The organism is Flavobacterium sp. B167r (assembly GCF_056824315.1).
In genome coordinates, this window is sequence record NZ_CP124859.1 from 3470616 (window position 1) to 3488801 (window position 18186).

The window sequence follows — 18186 nt, forward strand, 5'->3', positions numbered from 1 at the left end:
GGCAGTTTAGACCTAATGCGTTACTACGGTTAAAATTCCTCTTTTTAATTCATTAAAAAATTTAAGAAACACAATCCTAATAACAGGGTTAAAATTTTTATAGGCCAATTTAAAATAATAGTAATCTAAAAAAAGTAAAAATGAAAAAACGAATGTGTTGCAGATAAAAAGAAAAAACCATTTCTGTTGCAGCAGAAATGGTAGAAGCTTAAAATAAATTGTCATCTCTAAAAGGAAAGCGCGAATTGCATAAAGCTATTTTGGCGAGCCTTATTATTAAACTAAAACAAAGTAATGAAAAAAAAATTAAAAAGATATGCTTGGCTATGTATTTTGTTGATTACCATAGGGGTTAAAGCTCAAGAGACAAAGCCACTAATCCAGTCTAAACTGGAAGGAACAGTAGTCGACGCAGTTACAAAAGAGCCAATTATCGGAGCTTCGGTTACGATTCAAGGAACTACACATGGTGTGATAACAGATACAGATGGAAAATTTTATTTCCAAACAGGACAAAAATTTCCATATGTACTTTTAGTTAGCTATTTAGGATATAAAAAACAAGAAGTTGTAGTAGACAAAAACGCGATTACTATCGCTCTTGCGGAAGAACAGAATGCATTATCTGAAGTAGTGGTTACGGCACTTGGAATTACAAAAGAAAAGAAATCTTTAGGATATACTACTCAAGCAGTAAAAGGAAAAGAGTTGGCAACGACAAAAGAAACCAACTTCTTGAATGCTCTTTCTGGTAAAGTAGCTGGTGTGCGTATTACAAATTCGCAAGGAGATATGGGATCTTCTCGTATTATTATTCGTGGAGAAACTTCTATTGCAGGAAACAACCAACCGCTTTTTGTGGTAGACGGAGTTCCTGTAGATAACTCACAATTGAATTTTGGTGGAGCTACTCGCGATTTCAGAAATGCAATTGCCGATTTGAATCCGCAGGATATTGAAACTTTGACTGTTTTGAAAGGACCAAATGCTGCCGCTCTTTACGGATCGCGTGCTGCTCATGGTGTTGTGCTTATTACTACAAAATCTGGTAAAGGACAAAAAGGAGGATATGGTGTTACCTTTAATACAGGTATAACAGTTTCTCAAGTAGCAACTTTACCTTCTTTTCAAAATACTTTTGGGCAAGGTTCTAACGGAAGATTTAGCTACGTAGATGGTAAAGGAGGAGGAGTTAATGATGGTGTTGACGAAAGCTGGGGACCAAGAATGGATGGGCGTCTTATTCCGCAATTTTATTCTAAAGGCGAAGCTGTTCCTTTTGTAGCGCATCCAAATAATGTGAAAGATTTTTTCAATACAGGACTTACTTATGATAATAGTGTTTCTATTGCAAAAGCTAACGAAAAATCAGATTTCCGTTTAGGTGTAAACAATCAAAAACAGCTTGGAACTGTGCCTAATAGTGAAATAAACAAAACAAACGTTTCTTTTAACACAAATTATCAGATTTCTGAAAATGTTAAAGTAGGTGTTAATGCCAATTATATTGTTACAAATGCTCCACAATTGCCAGGTGGGCCAAATGGAGGTCGTGCTGCAGGTGTAATGTTGCAATTTCTTTGGTTTGGGCGTCAGGTTGACATCAATGAATTGGATAAAGATTGGAATACCAACTGGAACAACAGCTATTATAGCAACCCGTATTGGAATGCATATTACAATACAACAAGCCAGCAGCGTAACCGTATAATTGGAGATATCCATTTGGATGCGAAGCTTGCAGAAGGATTAAATTTCAGATTTCGTACAGGAGTTGATTATTATAACGATAGAAGAAAATATACTATTAAGTACGGTACAAACGGAACTCCTTTCGGATCGTATGCTGAAGATGCTTACACTGTAAATGAGCAAAATACTGAAGGTATATTTCAATATACAAAACAGCTTAATGATGATTTTACTGTAGACGCACTTGCAGGATTTAATATTCGTAACCATAGCGATGCAAATAACTATCAGAAAGCGCCACGTTTAGCGGTTCCAGATTTGTATACTTTAACGAATTCTAGAGATCCATTAACATCATCAAATTCATTATCAAGATTAAGAGTTTATAGTGCTTACGCTTCTGCTCAATTTGGTTTTAGAAATTATGCTTTCTTAAACGTCACGGCACGTAATGACTGGTCTTCAACATTACCGAGCAGCAACCGTTCTTATTTCTACCCATCTATTAATGGTAGTGTAGTTTTAACAGATGCATTGAATATTAAGAGCAACACGCTTGATTTCTTAAAAGTTCGCGGAGGTTGGTCTGAAGTAGGTAACGATGCAGATCCGTACCAATTGTCTACAGTTTACAATTTCCAAACCGCATTTGACGGAAATCCAATTCAAACTTCATCTTTGAGAAAATTGAATGAAAATTTGAAACCAGAAACAACTCGTTCTACTGAAGTAGGTCTTGAAGCTTCGTTCTGGAAAAACAGACTACATTTTGATGTTGCATATTATAACACAAACAGTTTCGATCAGATTTTAGAAATAAAAACTACAGCGTCAAGCGGTTATACTTCGCAGTTAATTAATGCAGGTAAAATTAATAACCAAGGTATTGAGGTACAGTTAGATGGGAATCCGGTTCAAACAGAAAACTTCAAATGGAATGTGGCTGTGAACTATTCTAAAAATAAAAGTAAAGTAGAAATTTTAGATTACGCAGGAGATATTAAAAACTATACAATTGGTTCTTCTGGAGGTGTAGATGTATTGGCATCTGTAGGACAAGCTTACGGAGCACTTTACGGAACAGCTTACGAGCGTGATGCAAGCGGAAATATTGTGGTAGGAGCAAATGGTCTTCCAAAAGCAGATCCGACAAAGAAAGTTTTAGGACATTATACTCCAGATTATTTAGCTGGTCTTACGAATACGTTGACTTACAAAAATCTAGAGCTTTCTTTCCTTGTTGACGCGAGCGTTGGCGGTGAACTTTTCTCTGGAACAAACAGAACAGGAAACTATACAGGAGTTTTAGCGCAGACGCTTCCAGGACGTGGTGCTGAAAATGGAGGTTTAAGTTATTATTATCCAGGAGATAATACAGCTAATCCGAAAACTTTGGTAACTGGTGGAGCTGCTCCAAGCGGTGTAACAGTTTATGATGACGGAATGATTTTCGGAGGTGTACTTGCAGACGGGACAACTAATAATAAAGTGATTAGCGCACAGGAATATTACAAAGCATCATATAACATTAGCGAAGCGTATATCTACAGTTCAACTTTCGTAAAAATGAGAGAGATTAAGCTTAGCTATAATTTCAATAAAAAGCTAGTTAAAAAACTAGGATTAGAAGGAGCAAGCGTTACTGCTGTTGGACGTAACTTATTCTTTATTTACAAAGATGCTCCAAATATTGATCCTGAAACGGCTTTCAATACTGGAAATGCACAAGGATTGGAAAGTTTAGCTTTACCAACAACTAGAAATTTCAGTTTAAATCTTAATGTTAAATTTTAAAAACTCAGAATCATGCTAAAAAAACTATCATATACATTACTGTTTGCATTGGCACTGAGCTCTTGCAGTGATACTTTGGATGATATTAATAAAAATCCAAATGCAACTGAAACTCCGCTAGCGCCATATCTTTTAACTGGTACCTTAAAACAAGGTGCAGATTTGTACTGGGGTGATGCAAATAACTTTAACTCAACTTTGCTGTTTGTACAGCATTGGGCTAAAATTCAATATACAGAACCAGATCGTTACGATGTTTCGAATGCTTCTTTCACAACATTGTGGGACAAAGGATACGCAACTCTAATTACAGATTTGAATACGATTATAAAATTTCCAGATGCTCAGGCAAACCCTAATTATAAAGGCATCGCATTAACGTTGCGTTCATGGACATTTTTGTTGTTGACAGATGCTTACGGAAGCATTCCGTACAAAGAAGCCGGTCAAAATGTAACCCCTGCATACAATACGCAGAAGGAAGTGTATACTGGTTTGCTTGAAGATTTAAAACAAGCGCAATCTTTGTTAAATCCGTCAAGCGGTTCTGTTACAGGAGATTTGGTTTATAAAGGCGATATATTGAAATGGAAAAAATTTGTGAATTCACTTCGTTTACGTATTGCTTTAAGAATTTCTGATAAAGAACCTACATTAGCAAAACAAGCAGCGATTGACGCAACAACTGATGCTGCAGGAGTAATTAGCAATGAAAGCGAAACATTTAAGTTTACTTACACCAGTTCGCCACAGCAAAACCCTGCTTCGGCTTGGTTTGAAACCAGAGATGATTTCCGTATTTCAAAAACTATGGTGGACCAATTATCTGCATTGTCAGATCCTCGTTTACCTGTTTTTGCACAATTGCCTTCAGATGCAAGTGTAGGGAAATATGTTGGAGGTGCAAACGGATTATCAAACAGTGATGCAAATAGCCAAGGTTTTGCAAAAACATCAAAACCGGGAACTTATTTCTTAACGTCGGCTTCTCCTGCGGTAATTGCTTCTTACTCAGAAACATTATTTAATCTTGCAGAAGCAGCAGCTCGCGGCTATATTTCTGGAGACGCAGAACAATATTATAAAAATGCTATTACAGCATCTTTAAATCAGTTTGGAATTACGAATGCGACAACGATTTCAACTTATTTAGATCAAGCAAGTGTGAAATATGATGCATCAAATTATGCTAAATCAATTGGTACGCAAAAATGGATTGCTTTCTTCGGACAAGGTCTTGATGCTTTTACAGAGTGGAGAAGATTGGATTATCCTGTTCTAACAGCTGGTCCTTCAACTGTTTTGGACGGAAAAATACCTTCGCGTCTTTTCTATCCTGGTACAGAACAATCTCTTAACGGAGCTAGTTATCAAGCCGCTGTAGCAGATCAAGGAAAAGATTTATTGACAACCAAATTATGGTTTGATGCTAAATAAATCTGAATTTTAATAAAATAAATTTCATCAAAAAAAGCCCTGTATCAATTGTGATACGGGGCTTTTTGCGTTGTTTTCAAATATAAAAGTTGTTTTTAATTTAGATGGAAAATAATAGATTGTTAAGGAATTATAAATTAGCAATAAAATACAATATAAATGAGTTAAAGTTTGGAGCGATGTCGTAACAATTTTCCATAAATTAGAGACAAACATTCAGAGATAACAGGTAAAGCGAAGTAATATGCAGACTATATTAGGAGCCAACGGACAGATTGGAGAAGAATTGGCAAGAGAATTGAAAAGAAATTATACTTCAGATATACGAATTGTAAGCCGCAGAGCACAAAAAGTAAATGATACAGATACCATTTTTTCGGCAGATTTAACCAATCGAGAAAAAGCAATTGAAGCCGTGAAAGGCAGTGAAATAGCATATTTTACATTAGGACTTCCTATGGATACAGATTTGTGGGAAAAACAATTTCTGCTGATAACAAGAAATGTTATTGAAGCCTGTAAAATCAACAAAACGAAATTAGTGTTTTTTGATAATACCTATATGTATCCGCAAGACAGCAGAGTGCTTACAGAAGAAACTGCTTTTACACCTGTGGGTAGGAAAGGGGAAATCAGGAAAGAAATGACAGAAATGGTTTTAAACGAAATAAGATCGGGACAATTGGAAGCGGTAATATGTCGTGCACCCGAATTTTACGGTCCAGCCAAAACAAAGAGCATTACGAATACTTTAATTTTTAATGCCATTAAAGAAAATAAAAAACTAAAAGTGCCTTTGAGCAATACCAAAAAACGAAGCCTGATTTGGACACCTGATGCAAGTCGCGCCACAGCATTAATTGGAAATACGCCAGACGCTTTTGGGCAAACGTGGCATTTGCCAGTTGATGAAAGCCATCTTAACTATAAAGAATTCATAGCCTTATCTTCTAAAATATATGGAAGAGAATTGAAATATAAGATTATCCCAAGGTTTATGTTCGCAATAGGATCGCTTTTTAACAAACAAGCAAAAGAATTGCAGGAATTGCTTCCAAGATATGAACACGCGAATGTTTTTGATGATTCAAAATTTAGAAAACGTTTTCCAGATTTTGTTGTAACAAGCTATAGAAATGGAATTGAACAAATTAAAAATGAGCAATCAAACGTTCCTACGGAACGTATAATCTGAATTCTAATTTAATTTCTACCGACGAGATATATTCCTAACGGAATATAAAAAAATCATTCCGTAGGAATGTTTCGTCGGTAAAAAAAATGGTATGGGATTGAATAGTGTCTCGTAGGGACACCTGATTTTTTGGAAATAATATTTGCCAATAAATCAAACATTCCTACAAAACACATAATCTGAATTCCGATTTAATTTCTAGCGACGAAAACATTCCTACTGAATGTTTTTTATAGTTTTTCAAACCAATTTAAAATATAATCGGCAACGCTTTCCCAGCCGGGTTCTCCACAGATAAAATGACTTTTACCATCAAAAATTTTTAGATCAACACGACCTGCATTTTCTTTATATCTGCTGGCAATTGTTTGCGTTAAGTTAGGAGGGAAGATGTGATCGCTTCCGCCGCCAATAAACAAAATAGGCTCGTGCGATTTTTTGAAATTGATATTAGAAAACGAATTTAAAACCAGCTCTCTGCTGACTTTATAACTTTCTGGCACTGCGAATTTATCAAAAGCGATGCTTCTTTGCGATTCTGGTATGGTATTAAAAAAGGCATAATCGTACCATTGTCGGCTTCCCATAAAATATTTAGCTGTTGAGAAAAAGCCAAAAGCAGGAATTACCGTTTTTAAAGTTTGAAACGGAGGAAACACATTTTTTGGAGGTGCTCCGTCAATGCTTACCCCAGCCGCCGCCTTACCTAATTCGACTAATTTTAAAGTTGCCATTCCAGCCATAGAATGTCCTATTACCAAAGGTTTTTCTGGTAAAGTGTCTATTAATTTACTGATGTTATTAACGATGTCTATAAATCCAGTTTTGATAAGATCAGGATGAACTCTTGCTCTCAATTCGGCAGGAACTCCCTCGTGGCCAGGATTTGTTGGAGTGTAAACCGTATATCCTTTTTGTTCATAGTACTTTTTCCATTCTGTCCAAGTTTTGTCGTTCACAAAATTTCCATGAATAAGCACAATAGTTTTTGATTTTGACATGATTCTTTTATTTGATTAATGTTAGAATTTCTTTGAAAATTTCGCTTCTCGAGTCTTTCACAAGTTCATAAAGGCACATTTCAATATTGGTTAATGAAGCTCCTTTGTCTTGCAGTTTTTGCAAAGCAATTGCAATACTTTGTTCTGATCTGGAAGAAACACAATCAGCTACAATTTCGACTTCGAAGTTTTTTGACAATAGCCCTATTGCAGTTTGATAAACACAGATATGAGCTTCTATACCACAAATTAGCCACTGTTTCTTTCCAGAATTAATAATTGCTTTTTTAAAATCTTCGTTATCTAAAGCATTGAAAGAAAACTTCTCAATTGGTTTCTGATTCTGCAATAGCTTTTCTAATTCAGGAATTGTTGCGCCAAGTCCTTTCGGGTTTTGTTCTGCCCAAATTATTGGCATTGAAAGTAATTGACAACCTCGGATAAGTTTTTCCAAATTAGCTACCAACTTTTCGCTGTTGTGTACAATTCGAGCCAATTTTCCTTGAACATCAATTACAATCAATCCAGTTTTTTCTTGTACAAGCATAACTATTTTGTTTATGTTTTGGAAATTAAATTTACAAAATTATTTTATGTAAAATATTTAATAACAAGTTGTTATGTTTGTTATGTTGAATGATTAATTCTTACTTCAAGTATTTTTTGAGTTCTGCTGCAGCTTGAATAAAAAGTACTTTAGTTTGCGGAATTTCAGCCAAACCATTCAATAAACCGAAATCATGAATTACGTCATTGTATCGAACTGTTGTAACTACAACTCCTGCATCACTTAATTTGCGTCCGTAAGCTTCTCCTTCATCTCTTAAAATATCATTTTCAGCAACTTGAATCAAAGTAGGAGGTAGACCTTTCAACTGAGATAAACTGGCTTGCAATGGCGAAGCGTAAATTTCTTTTCTTTTGGAAGGATCTACATATTGATCCCACATCCATTTCATTAAAGAATCAGTCAGAAAGCGCTGTTTTCCATATAGTTTGTACGATTCAGTTTCAAAATTGGCATCGGTTACGGGCCAGAAAAGAATTTGCACTTTATACAACGGAGTTCCTTTTTCTTTTGCCATTAAAGCGCTCGCTGTAGCCAAATTTCCGCCGGCACTGTTGCCAACAATTCCGAGTTTGCTTCCGTCAACATTGATTTCGTTTCCATGTGCAGCAATCCATTTTGCGGCTGCATAAACCTCATTTACAGGCTGCGGATATTTGTGTTCTGGAGAAAGAGAATAATTAACAAAAACGCCAACATAACCTGTCAATACGCTCAAATCTCGAACCATTCTTTTGTGGGTAGGATAATCGCCTAAAACCCAACCGCCGCCATGGATAAACATAAAAACAGGCAGTTTTCCTTTCGCTCCAGCGGGACGAACAATATTCAGTTTGATTTTGTAACCATCAGCAGTAATTTCTTTTTCAGATTCTTCAATTCCAGACAAATCAACTTTAAAAGCATTTTGTGCACCAACCAAAACATTTCGCGCATCTGCAACAGGAAGCGATTCCAATGGCGCGCCTCCAGAATTTAGCGGTTTTAAAAATGCTTTTACAGCCGGAGTTAAATGCGGATCTGTAGCGTAATCGCCTTGGGCATTGGCTGGCAAATTGGTTAGGATTATATAAGGGATAAAAATCATTTTTAGGAAGATTGATTTTTTCATAATGTTTAAATATTGGATTACTTTTTATTTTACAGAATAAGGCAATGAAAGATTTCCGCTGGCAACAGTGTAAACTTTGTATACCCCAAGCATTGGCTTTGAACCTTCAGAATCATGAGAACCGCCAGCGCCTGTTCTAACTTCCATGTAACAGCTTACAGCATCAAATTTGAAATTGGTTTTGTTGTTGATTCTAAAATCAGGTACAATTACTTTTATAGAATTTCCTTTAGCCACGATATTAAAACCTGGACTATCCATATACATTGCCATTCCTGGATTTGTTGGAGGCAGAACAACCTTTGGATCTCCTTTGGTAAATTCTTTAACTGAAAGTCCGCCTGCAACACGTTTGTCTTCAACTAACAAAACCCAGTGCGCGTGCCAGACTAAGCCATCATTTAGATAATTTCCGTCTAAATTTTCGTCCCAAAGAGGAGTGTCTTCAAAATCAGGGTGAGAAGTAAGGGCAAGTGCCACTATTCCTTCGGCTTGACCGAAACCAATATCAGAAGATTTTAAAGTAGTCGGAAAAACATAGGCTAAAACTGGAGCGCCATTCAGTTGTCCAACTGGTTTAGGCATTGTTTTTCCTGCAGTTCCTTCGACTTTAATATCCCAAACTGTAAGACCTAAATCGGCTTTATGGGTTATTGTAGCCGATTTTATTTTGAAATCGGCATTATTGTAAGAGCCGCATTTGTCGCAGGCTTTTGCGTTGCTAAAATTTAGCAATAAAATAAGTATTGATACTATTAATTTTTTCATAGCAAATTGGTTTTAAGGGTTAACTTCCCTACAAAACCAATTTATATGCCATGACAAAAAGGCCTTTAAATAGTAGGCTTTTAGCGCTTTTTGGTGGATTTAAAAGCACTATATTTCGCTAAACCTTTTTAGATTAGTGAGATTTCGCTATAAAAGAAATTAGTTTATGTTCTTCAAATTATCGTCTTTTTTCATTGATTGGAAATTCTTTAGAAAACTCAATTTTAAGAATTGTTCCGTTGTTATTTTCCATAGAAAAAGCTGCGTCTAAGTCGTCGCTAAGGCCTCTTATCAAACTTAATCCGAACGAATTGATTTTTTTACTGCTGATATTCGCATCAAAACCGACTCCGTTATCGGCAATTGTCAATAAGTATTTGTCTTCGGTTGTGGCTTGGAGCGTGACATAAATCATTCCTGTTCTGTTATCTGGAAAAGCATATTTTATAGAATTTGTGATTGATTCGTTTAAAATAAGTCCAATCGGAACGGCCTGAACAACGTCCAATTCTAGCGGATCAATTTTAAGTTCAAAACGAACGCGCTGTCCAAGCGAAAAAGATTCTCTTAAATATTCAACCAATTCTTTGATGTAATTCGGCATATTGATCGTTGCAATGTTTTCAGAATTATATAATTTCTGATGAATTAAGGACATAGAATGAATACGGTGCTGACTGTTTTTAATAGCCGATAAAGCCATATCGTTCTCCAAATAAGCCGATTGCGAATTAAGAAGACTAATCACGGTTTGTAGATTGTTTTTTACACGATGATGAATTTCTTTCAAAAGCCATTCTTTTTCATCCAGTAAATGTCTAAGATTGATATTTTTTTGGTTGATTTCTTTTTCTTTCAGTTCTAATTCAGCATTATTTTTCTGTTTCAAACGGTATCGATTATACAATAAAGCAAGAAAAAGAACCAATAAGACCAAACTCCAGATGGAAAGCGTGTTTAATAATTTTGATTTTTTTAAGGCTGTTTGCTGTAAAACCGTTTCTTTGTCTAATAATTTGATTTTCTGCTCTTTATTTTCTGTTTCATACTGAATTCTAAGTTCTTCAATCTGTTTGTTTTTAGAATAATCTAACAGAGAATCGCTCATTTTTTTGTACAATTTATGATGAATTAAAGCCGATTTAAAATCACCATTTAACGAATCTAATTTGTATAAAGACATCTGAAGGGCTTCTGAATTATAGGTCTTACTGTATTTTTTTGAAATGGCATCGATTTTATCCAGATAGAATTTTGTTTTCTGAAGGTTGTTTCGATTGGCATAAAACAAAGCCGCAGACGAATATGTATTGCATACATCTCGATAGGTTTGCGGAGAATCTATGCCGTCTGCAGCTTCTGCGGCTTTAATAAAATACTTTTCTGCGGTGCCAAAATTTTTAATTCGCCAGTAGCAATTAGCGTAAGCAAAATTCATCAGCATATTGTCAATGGCATTTGGTGGAGCATAATGGCTTGTTATAGAGTTCATGTATTCAATTGCCTCTTTATTTTTTCCTTTTAAAGACAAAGATGCCGCAGCAGTAATTAAACTCTTGTACCAGCTGCCGCTGCTATAAATATTTTGTCCATACTGAATACTTTTTTCCGCCATTTTTATAGCTTCATCCGTATGTCCCATTTGTAGATAAGCCAATCCTAATCGCATATAAAAAATATCAGCAAAAGTAAAGTCTTTCGTTGTCTCCATGGTTTGCACGCTTTTTAAAGCATAATAAAAAGCATCTTTAATATTGTATTGCACCCCATGAATATAAGAAATCGTCGTTTCGCTAAATTGCTGTTGTCTAAAACCAATTTTGCGCATCGTAGCAATATTTTGATAAAGTATTTTCTTAGCATCGTTTATTTTTCCGTGCCAGAAATAAATTGTGCACAGTTTTGATTTTGTTTCAATTACTTTTTCTTCAAAACCTAAAGATTTATATAGCGCTTCGGCTTCTTTTAAGATTTTTTCTTTTTCAGGATCTAGATCGTACTGATAGGTTGCCTGATTGAGCAATGCATTGGCAAGAGCCGCTTTGTCATTTTGTTTTCGGCATTCGTTTACCACTTGCAAAAAGCATTTTTTGCTTTCAGGATAATTATTTATTTGAAAATAAAACTTTCCGAGAAGCATTAAACTCTCGTGTTGCCATTTTTGAATTTTTAATTGATTGCTAATTTTTACTGCATCAGTGATATAAAGATTAGCATTCTTTAAATCGTCTGGTTTTGTGAAAGGTTGAAACAAATAAAAGATCCCCAATTGTAGCGCCAGTTTTATTTTATCTGCATCTTTTGACTTTAAATAGAGCTTTTTTGCGGCGTCAATATTTCCTTTGTTAATTAAATCATTTCCAATTAGATAGGAGCCGTCATTAAAACCTTCGTCATAAGCTAAAGAAACAGGAAGTTTATAGGCTTTGCACGTTAAAACCACCGAGCTGTCGGCATCTATAGCCCCTTGATTTGAGTTGTATAAATAAGCTGAGCACGTTTGAATTAATAAACGTTTCTTTTTTAAATCATAATTTTCGGTTGCAGGATGGTTTTGTGCCTGAGAATTAATTGTAATAAAAAATAGCAGACAAAATGAGTAAAGTAGCTTCATGGTTTATTAGAATTGAATTTTAATAGGTTTTGGATTAACAAATATATTGAGAAACAATTTTGTATGTTTTAGGAAATAATATGAAAAATACGATTAATTGTGATTTTTATTTATCTAAATTTGGAAACGATTAATTTTAATTGCTATAATTAACTATTTTTGTATCAATAAATTAAGTGCAATATAAGGCAAAATTTACTCACTTATGAAAAAGTCTCCCGATAACGGATATGAAGCTGTTTCTTCAGATTTGAAAAAACGAATTTTAATTGTAGAAGATCAATTTATTGAAGCACACGATTTACAGTTAATTCTCGAAAAAGCAAATTATGAAATAACAGGAATAGCACGGTCGGTAGAGCAGGCTTTGGAACAAATTGAGATCGAAAAACCAGATTTGGTCTTCTTGGATATTATGCTCAAAGGCAGTAGAAATGGTATTGAATTAGCCTATATTCTAAAAGAAAAATATATTGGTTTTATATTTATTTCTGCTAATTCTAGTAAAAGTATATTAGATCAGGCAAAAACTACTCAGCCGTATGGATTTATTGTAAAACCTTTTAGAGATCAAGATGTTTTGACTACTCTTGAAATAGCATTTTATCGTCAGCAGTATAGTTTGGAAAGTCAATTAATTCAGCAATTTCAGCTTCAGGCAGCAATTACTGAGATTATAAATTCAAATCTAAAGAAAGAAGAGGCATTATTGGCTTTCGCGAAAGCGGCTCAGACTTTTATTCCTTTTGATTATTTAGAAGCCGGTTTTGTTACTTCAACGCATTATGATAATCTCGGAATTGTACGCAGAAATTTAGATCAATATCAAATCATTAATTTACAGAAACTTTCGCAAATAGCGGTATTATCCGAAAAGGAAATAAACGAAACTTATAGAAAGTCAAAAGTAGATAAAGAACCAATTGTTTATAGCGAAGAAACGCTGATTAACAACCTTCAAGAAGCGCCAATTAAAGCTTTAATTGCACATAATTTTGGAATAAAATCCTATTTGGTTTTTCCACTTTCGATTGCGTCGATCCAGAGCTATCATTTTACTTTTTATAGCCGTAATCTAAGTGTTTATTCTCAAGAACATTTGCGAATATTGAGTTCACTCGAACCGCTTTTTTGTCAATTTATAGCTAAAATTTATTCGAAAGAAGATTTAAATATTCCTTCTAAAAAAGCTGAAATCAAAAACGTAAAACCCGTAAATACGAAAGAAGGATTCGAAGGAATTATTGGCAATAGTTCGCAAATGAATACAGTTTTTAATTATATCCGAAAAGTTTCGCCTTCCGATACTTCGGTTTTGGTTTTAGGCGAAAGCGGTACAGGAAAAGAAAAAATTGCACAAAGCATTCATGCTTTATCGCCGCGAAAAGACAAACCTTTAGTTATCATTAATTGCGGAGCGATTCCAGAAAATCTTGCTGAATCATTGCTTTTCGGACATGAAAAAGGCGCTTTTACAGGCGCGTTGGACAGACGAATCGGTAAATTTGAACTGGCTGATGGCGGAACAATTTTCTTGGACGAAATAGGAGAGATGTCTCTAGAGTTGCAGGTAAAACTGCTTCGCGTTTTGCAAGAAAGGGAAATTGAGCGTGTAGGCGGCACTTCGCCAATGAAAATTGATGTCAGAATTATTGCTGCAACCAATAAAAATCTAGAAGAAGAAGTGGCTGCGGGACGATTTAGAATGGATTTGTACTATCGTCTGCATGTTTTTCCGATTATGGTTCCACCGTTAAAAAAGAGAAAAGAAGACATTCCAGATTTAGCGAATCATTTTATAGCCGTTTATAGCGAGAAAATGGGCAGAAAAGCACCAATTCTTTCTGATTTTGCTTTACAGCAGATTATGAATTACAATTGGCCAGGAAATATTAGAGAACTTGAGCATGTGATGCAGCGCACTATTCTACTGACAGAAGGAAATACAATTAAAGAAATCGAGCTTTCAATGTCTTCCAAAATGCATCCTGAGCCAGCACAAGAATCATTTTCAATAAAAACCATATTAGAAAATGAGCGAGATTATATTCTTTATATTCTTAAAAAATGCAACGGAAAAATTTCTGGAGCGGGAGGAGCTGCCGAAATTTTAGACATTCATCCGTCGACTTTAAATTCTAAGATTAAAAAACTGGAAATTAAGAAAGGAATTATTTAAGAAAAGGCAGCAAAGAGAGAATATTTCTTTCTTATAATTTACTATGTGGTTTTGAATGAGTGGAACGCCTTTTTTAAGCTTATTGCAACTATGTTTCTATGTGTTTAAAAAGCTAGAAGTTAAGAAATTTTCTTTAGCCAATTGGCGATGAAGGCAGCAATAGTCTGCCAATTTTCTTGATTTATACTCAAATGATTGAAATCCGGATGTTCTTTGTAACAAGTGATGGAATGAATATTTTTATATTTCTTGAAGTTTAAATTATTTAAAGAAGCAGGAACAAAAACATCTTCTGAACCTGATACAAACAAAAGCGGATTGTGTTTTTTCTTGAAATCTATTTTGGCTGATTTTGAATAAATATCGCGTATGATTAATTTAGATTCGGGGATCAATAGGGCTTCGTAAGCTTCTTTTTGTTCTTCAAATGGTATTTGGTTCGTAAAATAGTGTTGCCATGTCTTAAATGGCATTAAAAAAGCCTTATTTGAAGAAATGAAATGATCGGAAAGATTCCAAATTGCTTTATAAAACGAAAAATTAAAATGCATAAGATTGCCAGGCGGAACAGAATTGATGCAAATTCCGTGTGAACCCAATCCTTTCTGAATTAATAGTTGAGTTAAAAGTCCGCCGTAAGAATGGCCTATTAAAATTGGTTTTTCGGGAAGTTTATCAATGATTTCAATATAATAATTCAATAAATTATTTAGACGTATCAGAGGAATTTTTGACTCTGAATACGTTTGTCTTAAATTAACAGCAGGTTCGTTCTTGTAAAGCCAAGGCGGAGCTACGGTTTTGTAGCCTTCATTTTCAAAAAAAACAATCCATTCTTTCCAGCACGTATGGCTGACGAACGCTCCAGTAATAAACATAATCGTTTTTTTATTAGATAAATACATTATATTGAAGCTGTTAGATTAGATTGTAGAAATTTAAATTATAAAAACAAAAGGAATGCCTTTTTTGTAAAGTATTGATTATAAAAGCATTGTTGTCGAATACTGAAGCAGGAATTATTATATATCGTTAAAAAGAAGATTCCATTCTTGAAATATCATAATTTTAAAAATAGGTGTAAGCTGTAAATGCTTTATTACTAGTGTTCTGCGTTTTGGTTTAATCTTTGTCTGCCTCATAAAAACGAATATTGATTTCAATCTTAACTTATAATTATGGAAAAAATTTATGACGCAGAGACACGTTTTGCCGATTTAGGCGATCGTAAAATTGCTTATCGTTCCTACGGCAAAGGAAAAGCAGTAATTTTTGTGAACCGTTTTAGAGGAACGCTTGATACTTGGGATCCTTTGTTTGTTGCATCGATGGCAGAAAAATTCAACGTTATCGTATTTGATTATTCTGGAATTGGCTTTTCTACAGGAAGTCTTGCTTCAGACATTACCGTCGTAGCCAAGGATGTAAAAGATTTGGCCGATGCCTTAAAATTAGAATCGGTTATTGTTTTAGGATGGTCGTATGGCGGATTGGTGGCGCAAACGGCAACATTGCTTTATCCTAATCTTGTAACGCATGCGGTTTTGGTGGGAACAAATCCGCCAGGAGAAAATAAAGTTCCAATTGAACAAGCTTTTTATGATGCTGCGCTAAAACCTTTAAACGATTTTGACGATGAAATTGTACTGTTTTTTGAACCAAAATCAGAGTCTAGCCGATTGGCAGCAAAAGCTTCGCACGATCGAATTCATAAAAAAATAGATGTAGCTAAAATTCCTTCTACAATGGATGTTTTTCAACTGTATTTTGGCGGTGGAGATACTTTTAGAGAAGACGCTTTGAACTTCAGAGAACAGTTTAAAAAGACTAAAACCCCGATTTTGATTATTTCTGGAGATCATGATATTAGTTTTGCCGTAGACAATTGGTATCCGATTATCAATCAAATGACAAACGCCCAAATGATCGTTTATTCCGCAACAGGACATGCGCCTCAGCATCAATATCCAGAACTTACAGCGCAATACATCATTAATTTTACTGCATATATTTAATTTGAAATTCATCAATAAGAATTTGACGAAATGCAAAAAGGAATAGTTTCAGCAGCTATTCCTTTTTTTATGAAAAATTTTTAAAGATGTTTTTCTGGTTTTATTTTAGAAAATGATATTTCGCTAAAACCTTCATTTTAGCGAAATATAGCAAAGAAAAATAACCAATTTAGATTTCAATTGTAGCATTTATTTTGGGAAGAAATAATTCGAGAGAAGCTTTTTTAAAGTCATCTAAAGCTTTTTGATGATCCATAACAATAAAGCCAAAAGTATCGTAATGAACACCTAATATTTTGCTTACGCCAACTAATTTTGAGGCTTCAATAGCTTCTTCTATTCCCATAGTAAGTCCGTCGCCAATAGGGAAAATCGCAAAGTCAAGTTTAGTAAATTTAAGAATCAGCTGCATGTCTGAAGTCAGTGCAGTATCGCCGCTGTAATAGAAGTTTCCATCTGCTGTTGTTAGTACAAAACCGCAAGCAATTCCCCCGTAAGAACCATCTATAAAACTGCTCGGATGCTGGGCTACAACACATTTTACAGTTCCAAAATCAAAACTGAATTTACCGCCTGGATTGATAGGATGCGCATTTTCGATTCCGTTTTTCAAAAGCCAATTATAGATTTCAAAATTCCCTAAAACTTTTGCTCCAGTGTTTTTTGCAATTCGTTCTACATCGATAATATGGTCATAGTGCGCATGAGAAATAAAAATGTAATCTGCTTTTATGGCATCAACATCAACCTCTTTGGCTAATTCGTTTGGTGTAATAAAAGGATCAAAAAGAAGGTATTTTCCGCCAGCATAAACAGAAAAACACGAGTGTCCGTAGTAAGTAACTTTCATGATAAATGGTTTTAAATCAGTTAATAATTAGAAAATATTTTTCAAGAAATATACCAACGAAGAATTAGATTAAGATTGGTAAATTAAAATTATATTTGTTCTGTATTGAGAAATTATGAAAGAACAACTTACAGAAATCATAAAGCAGGTTTATAACAAAAAGAATAGAAATCTTTTCACGTTTTTGACTGGTGCAGGAATTTCTTCAGAAAGCGGCATACCCACTTATAGAGGCGTAGATGGCATTTGGGTAAAGGGAACAAAGTTTCATAAACCAGAAGAATTTGGAACGTTTGAATATTTTAAAGAAAACCCAGAAGAGGTTTGGCAATATTCATTGTTTAGAAAAAAGATGTTTGAAAATGCCCAGACCAATGCAAGTCATCACGAAATCGCGGCGATTGAAAATCTGTTGCAAGACAGATTTCATTTAATTACTCAAAATATAGACAATCTTCATAGACGTTCTGGTGTAGAAAGAATCTTTGAAATTCATGGAAACAACAGAGAAATTAAATGTTCGAATGGATGCAAAGAAATACATCATTTGCCAATAGAAATTGAACGTAAAGACAATGACGAAGATCTGACAGAGAAAGATATTGAGCTGTTGAAATGTAAAGAATGCGGAAGCTGGATGAGACCGAATATTTTATGGTTTGATGAGTATTATGATGAAAAAACGAACAAGAAATTTAGTTCGCTGAAAGTGGCGAAAAACTCAGGAATTCTTTTTATTGTTGGTACTTCTGGCGCTACAAATTTGCCAATGGCAATTGCAGAAACAACTTTAAAATACGGAGGAACAATCGTAGATATTAATACAGAAGATAACTTGTTTACAAAATTGATTAAAGACAAGAAAAACAAGATTATAATTCGTGAAACCTCAACAGAAGCTTTAAAATTAATACATGAGGTTTTGCAGAATGTTGTTGCTGAGAAAAAAACTCTTATTTAAA

At 34.6% G+C, this 18186-nt stretch carries 13 protein-coding genes; 6 read left to right on the forward strand and 7 right to left on the reverse strand.

What is annotated here, in order from left to right; genetic code table 11:
• The first annotated feature begins 294 nt into the window (after positions 1 to 294).
• From QLQ96_RS15580 to QLQ96_RS15590, 3 genes are all read left to right on the forward strand, one after another.
• The gene (locus tag QLQ96_RS15580) at positions 295 to 3486 is read left to right on the forward strand and encodes a SusC/RagA family TonB-linked outer membrane protein (RefSeq protein ID WP_482491572.1); all 3192 of its coding nucleotides are present in this window, start codon (positions 295 to 297) and stop codon (positions 3484 to 3486) included.
• 12 nt (positions 3487 to 3498) lie between these two features.
• On the forward strand, positions 3499 to 4923 hold the full coding sequence (locus QLQ96_RS15585; RefSeq protein WP_482491574.1) for a SusD/RagB family nutrient-binding outer membrane lipoprotein: 1425 nt from the start codon (positions 3499 to 3501) through the stop codon (positions 4921 to 4923).
• 244 nt (positions 4924 to 5167) lie between these two features.
• Complete coding sequence (locus tag QLQ96_RS15590; protein WP_482491576.1) at positions 5168 to 6118, forward strand: NAD-dependent epimerase/dehydratase family protein; 951 nt, start codon at positions 5168 to 5170, stop codon at positions 6116 to 6118.
• A 230-nt stretch (positions 6119 to 6348) separates the two neighbouring features.
• Here QLQ96_RS15590 and QLQ96_RS15595 read toward each other — a convergent pair whose 3' ends face one another.
• The 5 genes from QLQ96_RS15595 to QLQ96_RS15615 all read right to left on the reverse strand — a co-directional run bounded on the left by QLQ96_RS15595 (position 6349) and on the right by QLQ96_RS15615 (position 12180).
• Positions 6349 to 7119 carry an alpha/beta hydrolase gene (locus QLQ96_RS15595; RefSeq protein WP_482491578.1) on the reverse strand — a complete coding sequence of 257 codons (771 nt, stop codon included), beginning with the start codon at positions 7117 to 7119 and terminating at the stop codon, positions 6349 to 6351.
• Between the two features lie 7 nt (positions 7120 to 7126).
• Positions 7127 to 7666: a hydrolase gene (locus QLQ96_RS15600; protein WP_482491580.1), complete on the reverse strand. Its 540-nt coding sequence runs from the start codon at positions 7664 to 7666 to the stop codon at positions 7127 to 7129.
• A gap of 100 nt (positions 7667 to 7766) precedes the next feature.
• Positions 7767 to 8798 (reverse strand): alpha/beta hydrolase, encoded by a 1032-nt coding sequence (locus QLQ96_RS15605; protein WP_482491581.1) that lies wholly within the window; start codon positions 8796 to 8798, stop codon positions 7767 to 7769.
• A gap of 24 nt (positions 8799 to 8822) precedes the next feature.
• Positions 8823 to 9566: a hypothetical protein gene (locus QLQ96_RS15610; RefSeq protein ID WP_482491583.1), complete on the reverse strand. Its 744-nt coding sequence runs from the start codon at positions 9564 to 9566 to the stop codon at positions 8823 to 8825.
• Between the two features lie 178 nt (positions 9567 to 9744).
• Entirely contained in the window at positions 9745 to 12180 is a 2436-nt protein-coding gene (locus tag QLQ96_RS15615) for a histidine kinase dimerization/phosphoacceptor domain -containing protein (protein ID WP_482491585.1), read from the reverse strand.
• A gap of 205 nt (positions 12181 to 12385) precedes the next feature.
• Between QLQ96_RS15615 and QLQ96_RS15620 the strand changes: the two genes are divergently transcribed.
• The gene (locus tag QLQ96_RS15620; RefSeq protein WP_482491586.1) at positions 12386 to 14359 is read left to right on the forward strand and encodes a sigma 54-interacting transcriptional regulator; all 1974 of its coding nucleotides are present in this window, start codon (positions 12386 to 12388) and stop codon (positions 14357 to 14359) included.
• A gap of 119 nt (positions 14360 to 14478) precedes the next feature.
• On the opposite strand, the gene QLQ96_RS15625 is transcribed toward QLQ96_RS15620, so the two are convergent.
• Positions 14479 to 15264, reverse strand: a complete 786-nt coding sequence (locus tag QLQ96_RS15625) for an alpha/beta fold hydrolase (protein WP_482491587.1) — start codon at positions 15262 to 15264, stop codon at positions 14479 to 14481.
• 273 nt (positions 15265 to 15537) lie between these two features.
• On the opposite strand from QLQ96_RS15625, the gene QLQ96_RS15630 reads away from it, so the two are divergent.
• Positions 15538 to 16374, forward strand: a complete 837-nt coding sequence (locus QLQ96_RS15630; RefSeq protein WP_482491589.1) for an alpha/beta fold hydrolase — start codon at positions 15538 to 15540, stop codon at positions 16372 to 16374.
• Positions 16375 to 16543: 169 nt separating this feature from the next.
• Here QLQ96_RS15630 and QLQ96_RS15635 read toward each other — a convergent pair whose 3' ends face one another.
• Positions 16544 to 17224, reverse strand: a complete 681-nt coding sequence (locus QLQ96_RS15635) for a metal-dependent hydrolase (RefSeq protein WP_482491591.1) — start codon at positions 17222 to 17224, stop codon at positions 16544 to 16546.
• Positions 17225 to 17339: 115 nt separating this feature from the next.
• Between QLQ96_RS15635 and QLQ96_RS15640 the strand changes: the two genes are divergently transcribed.
• Positions 17340 to 18185 carry an SIR2 family NAD-dependent protein deacylase gene (locus QLQ96_RS15640; RefSeq protein WP_482491593.1) on the forward strand — a complete coding sequence of 282 codons (846 nt, stop codon included), beginning with the start codon at positions 17340 to 17342 and terminating at the stop codon, positions 18183 to 18185.
• Position 18186: the final 1 nt, after the last annotated feature.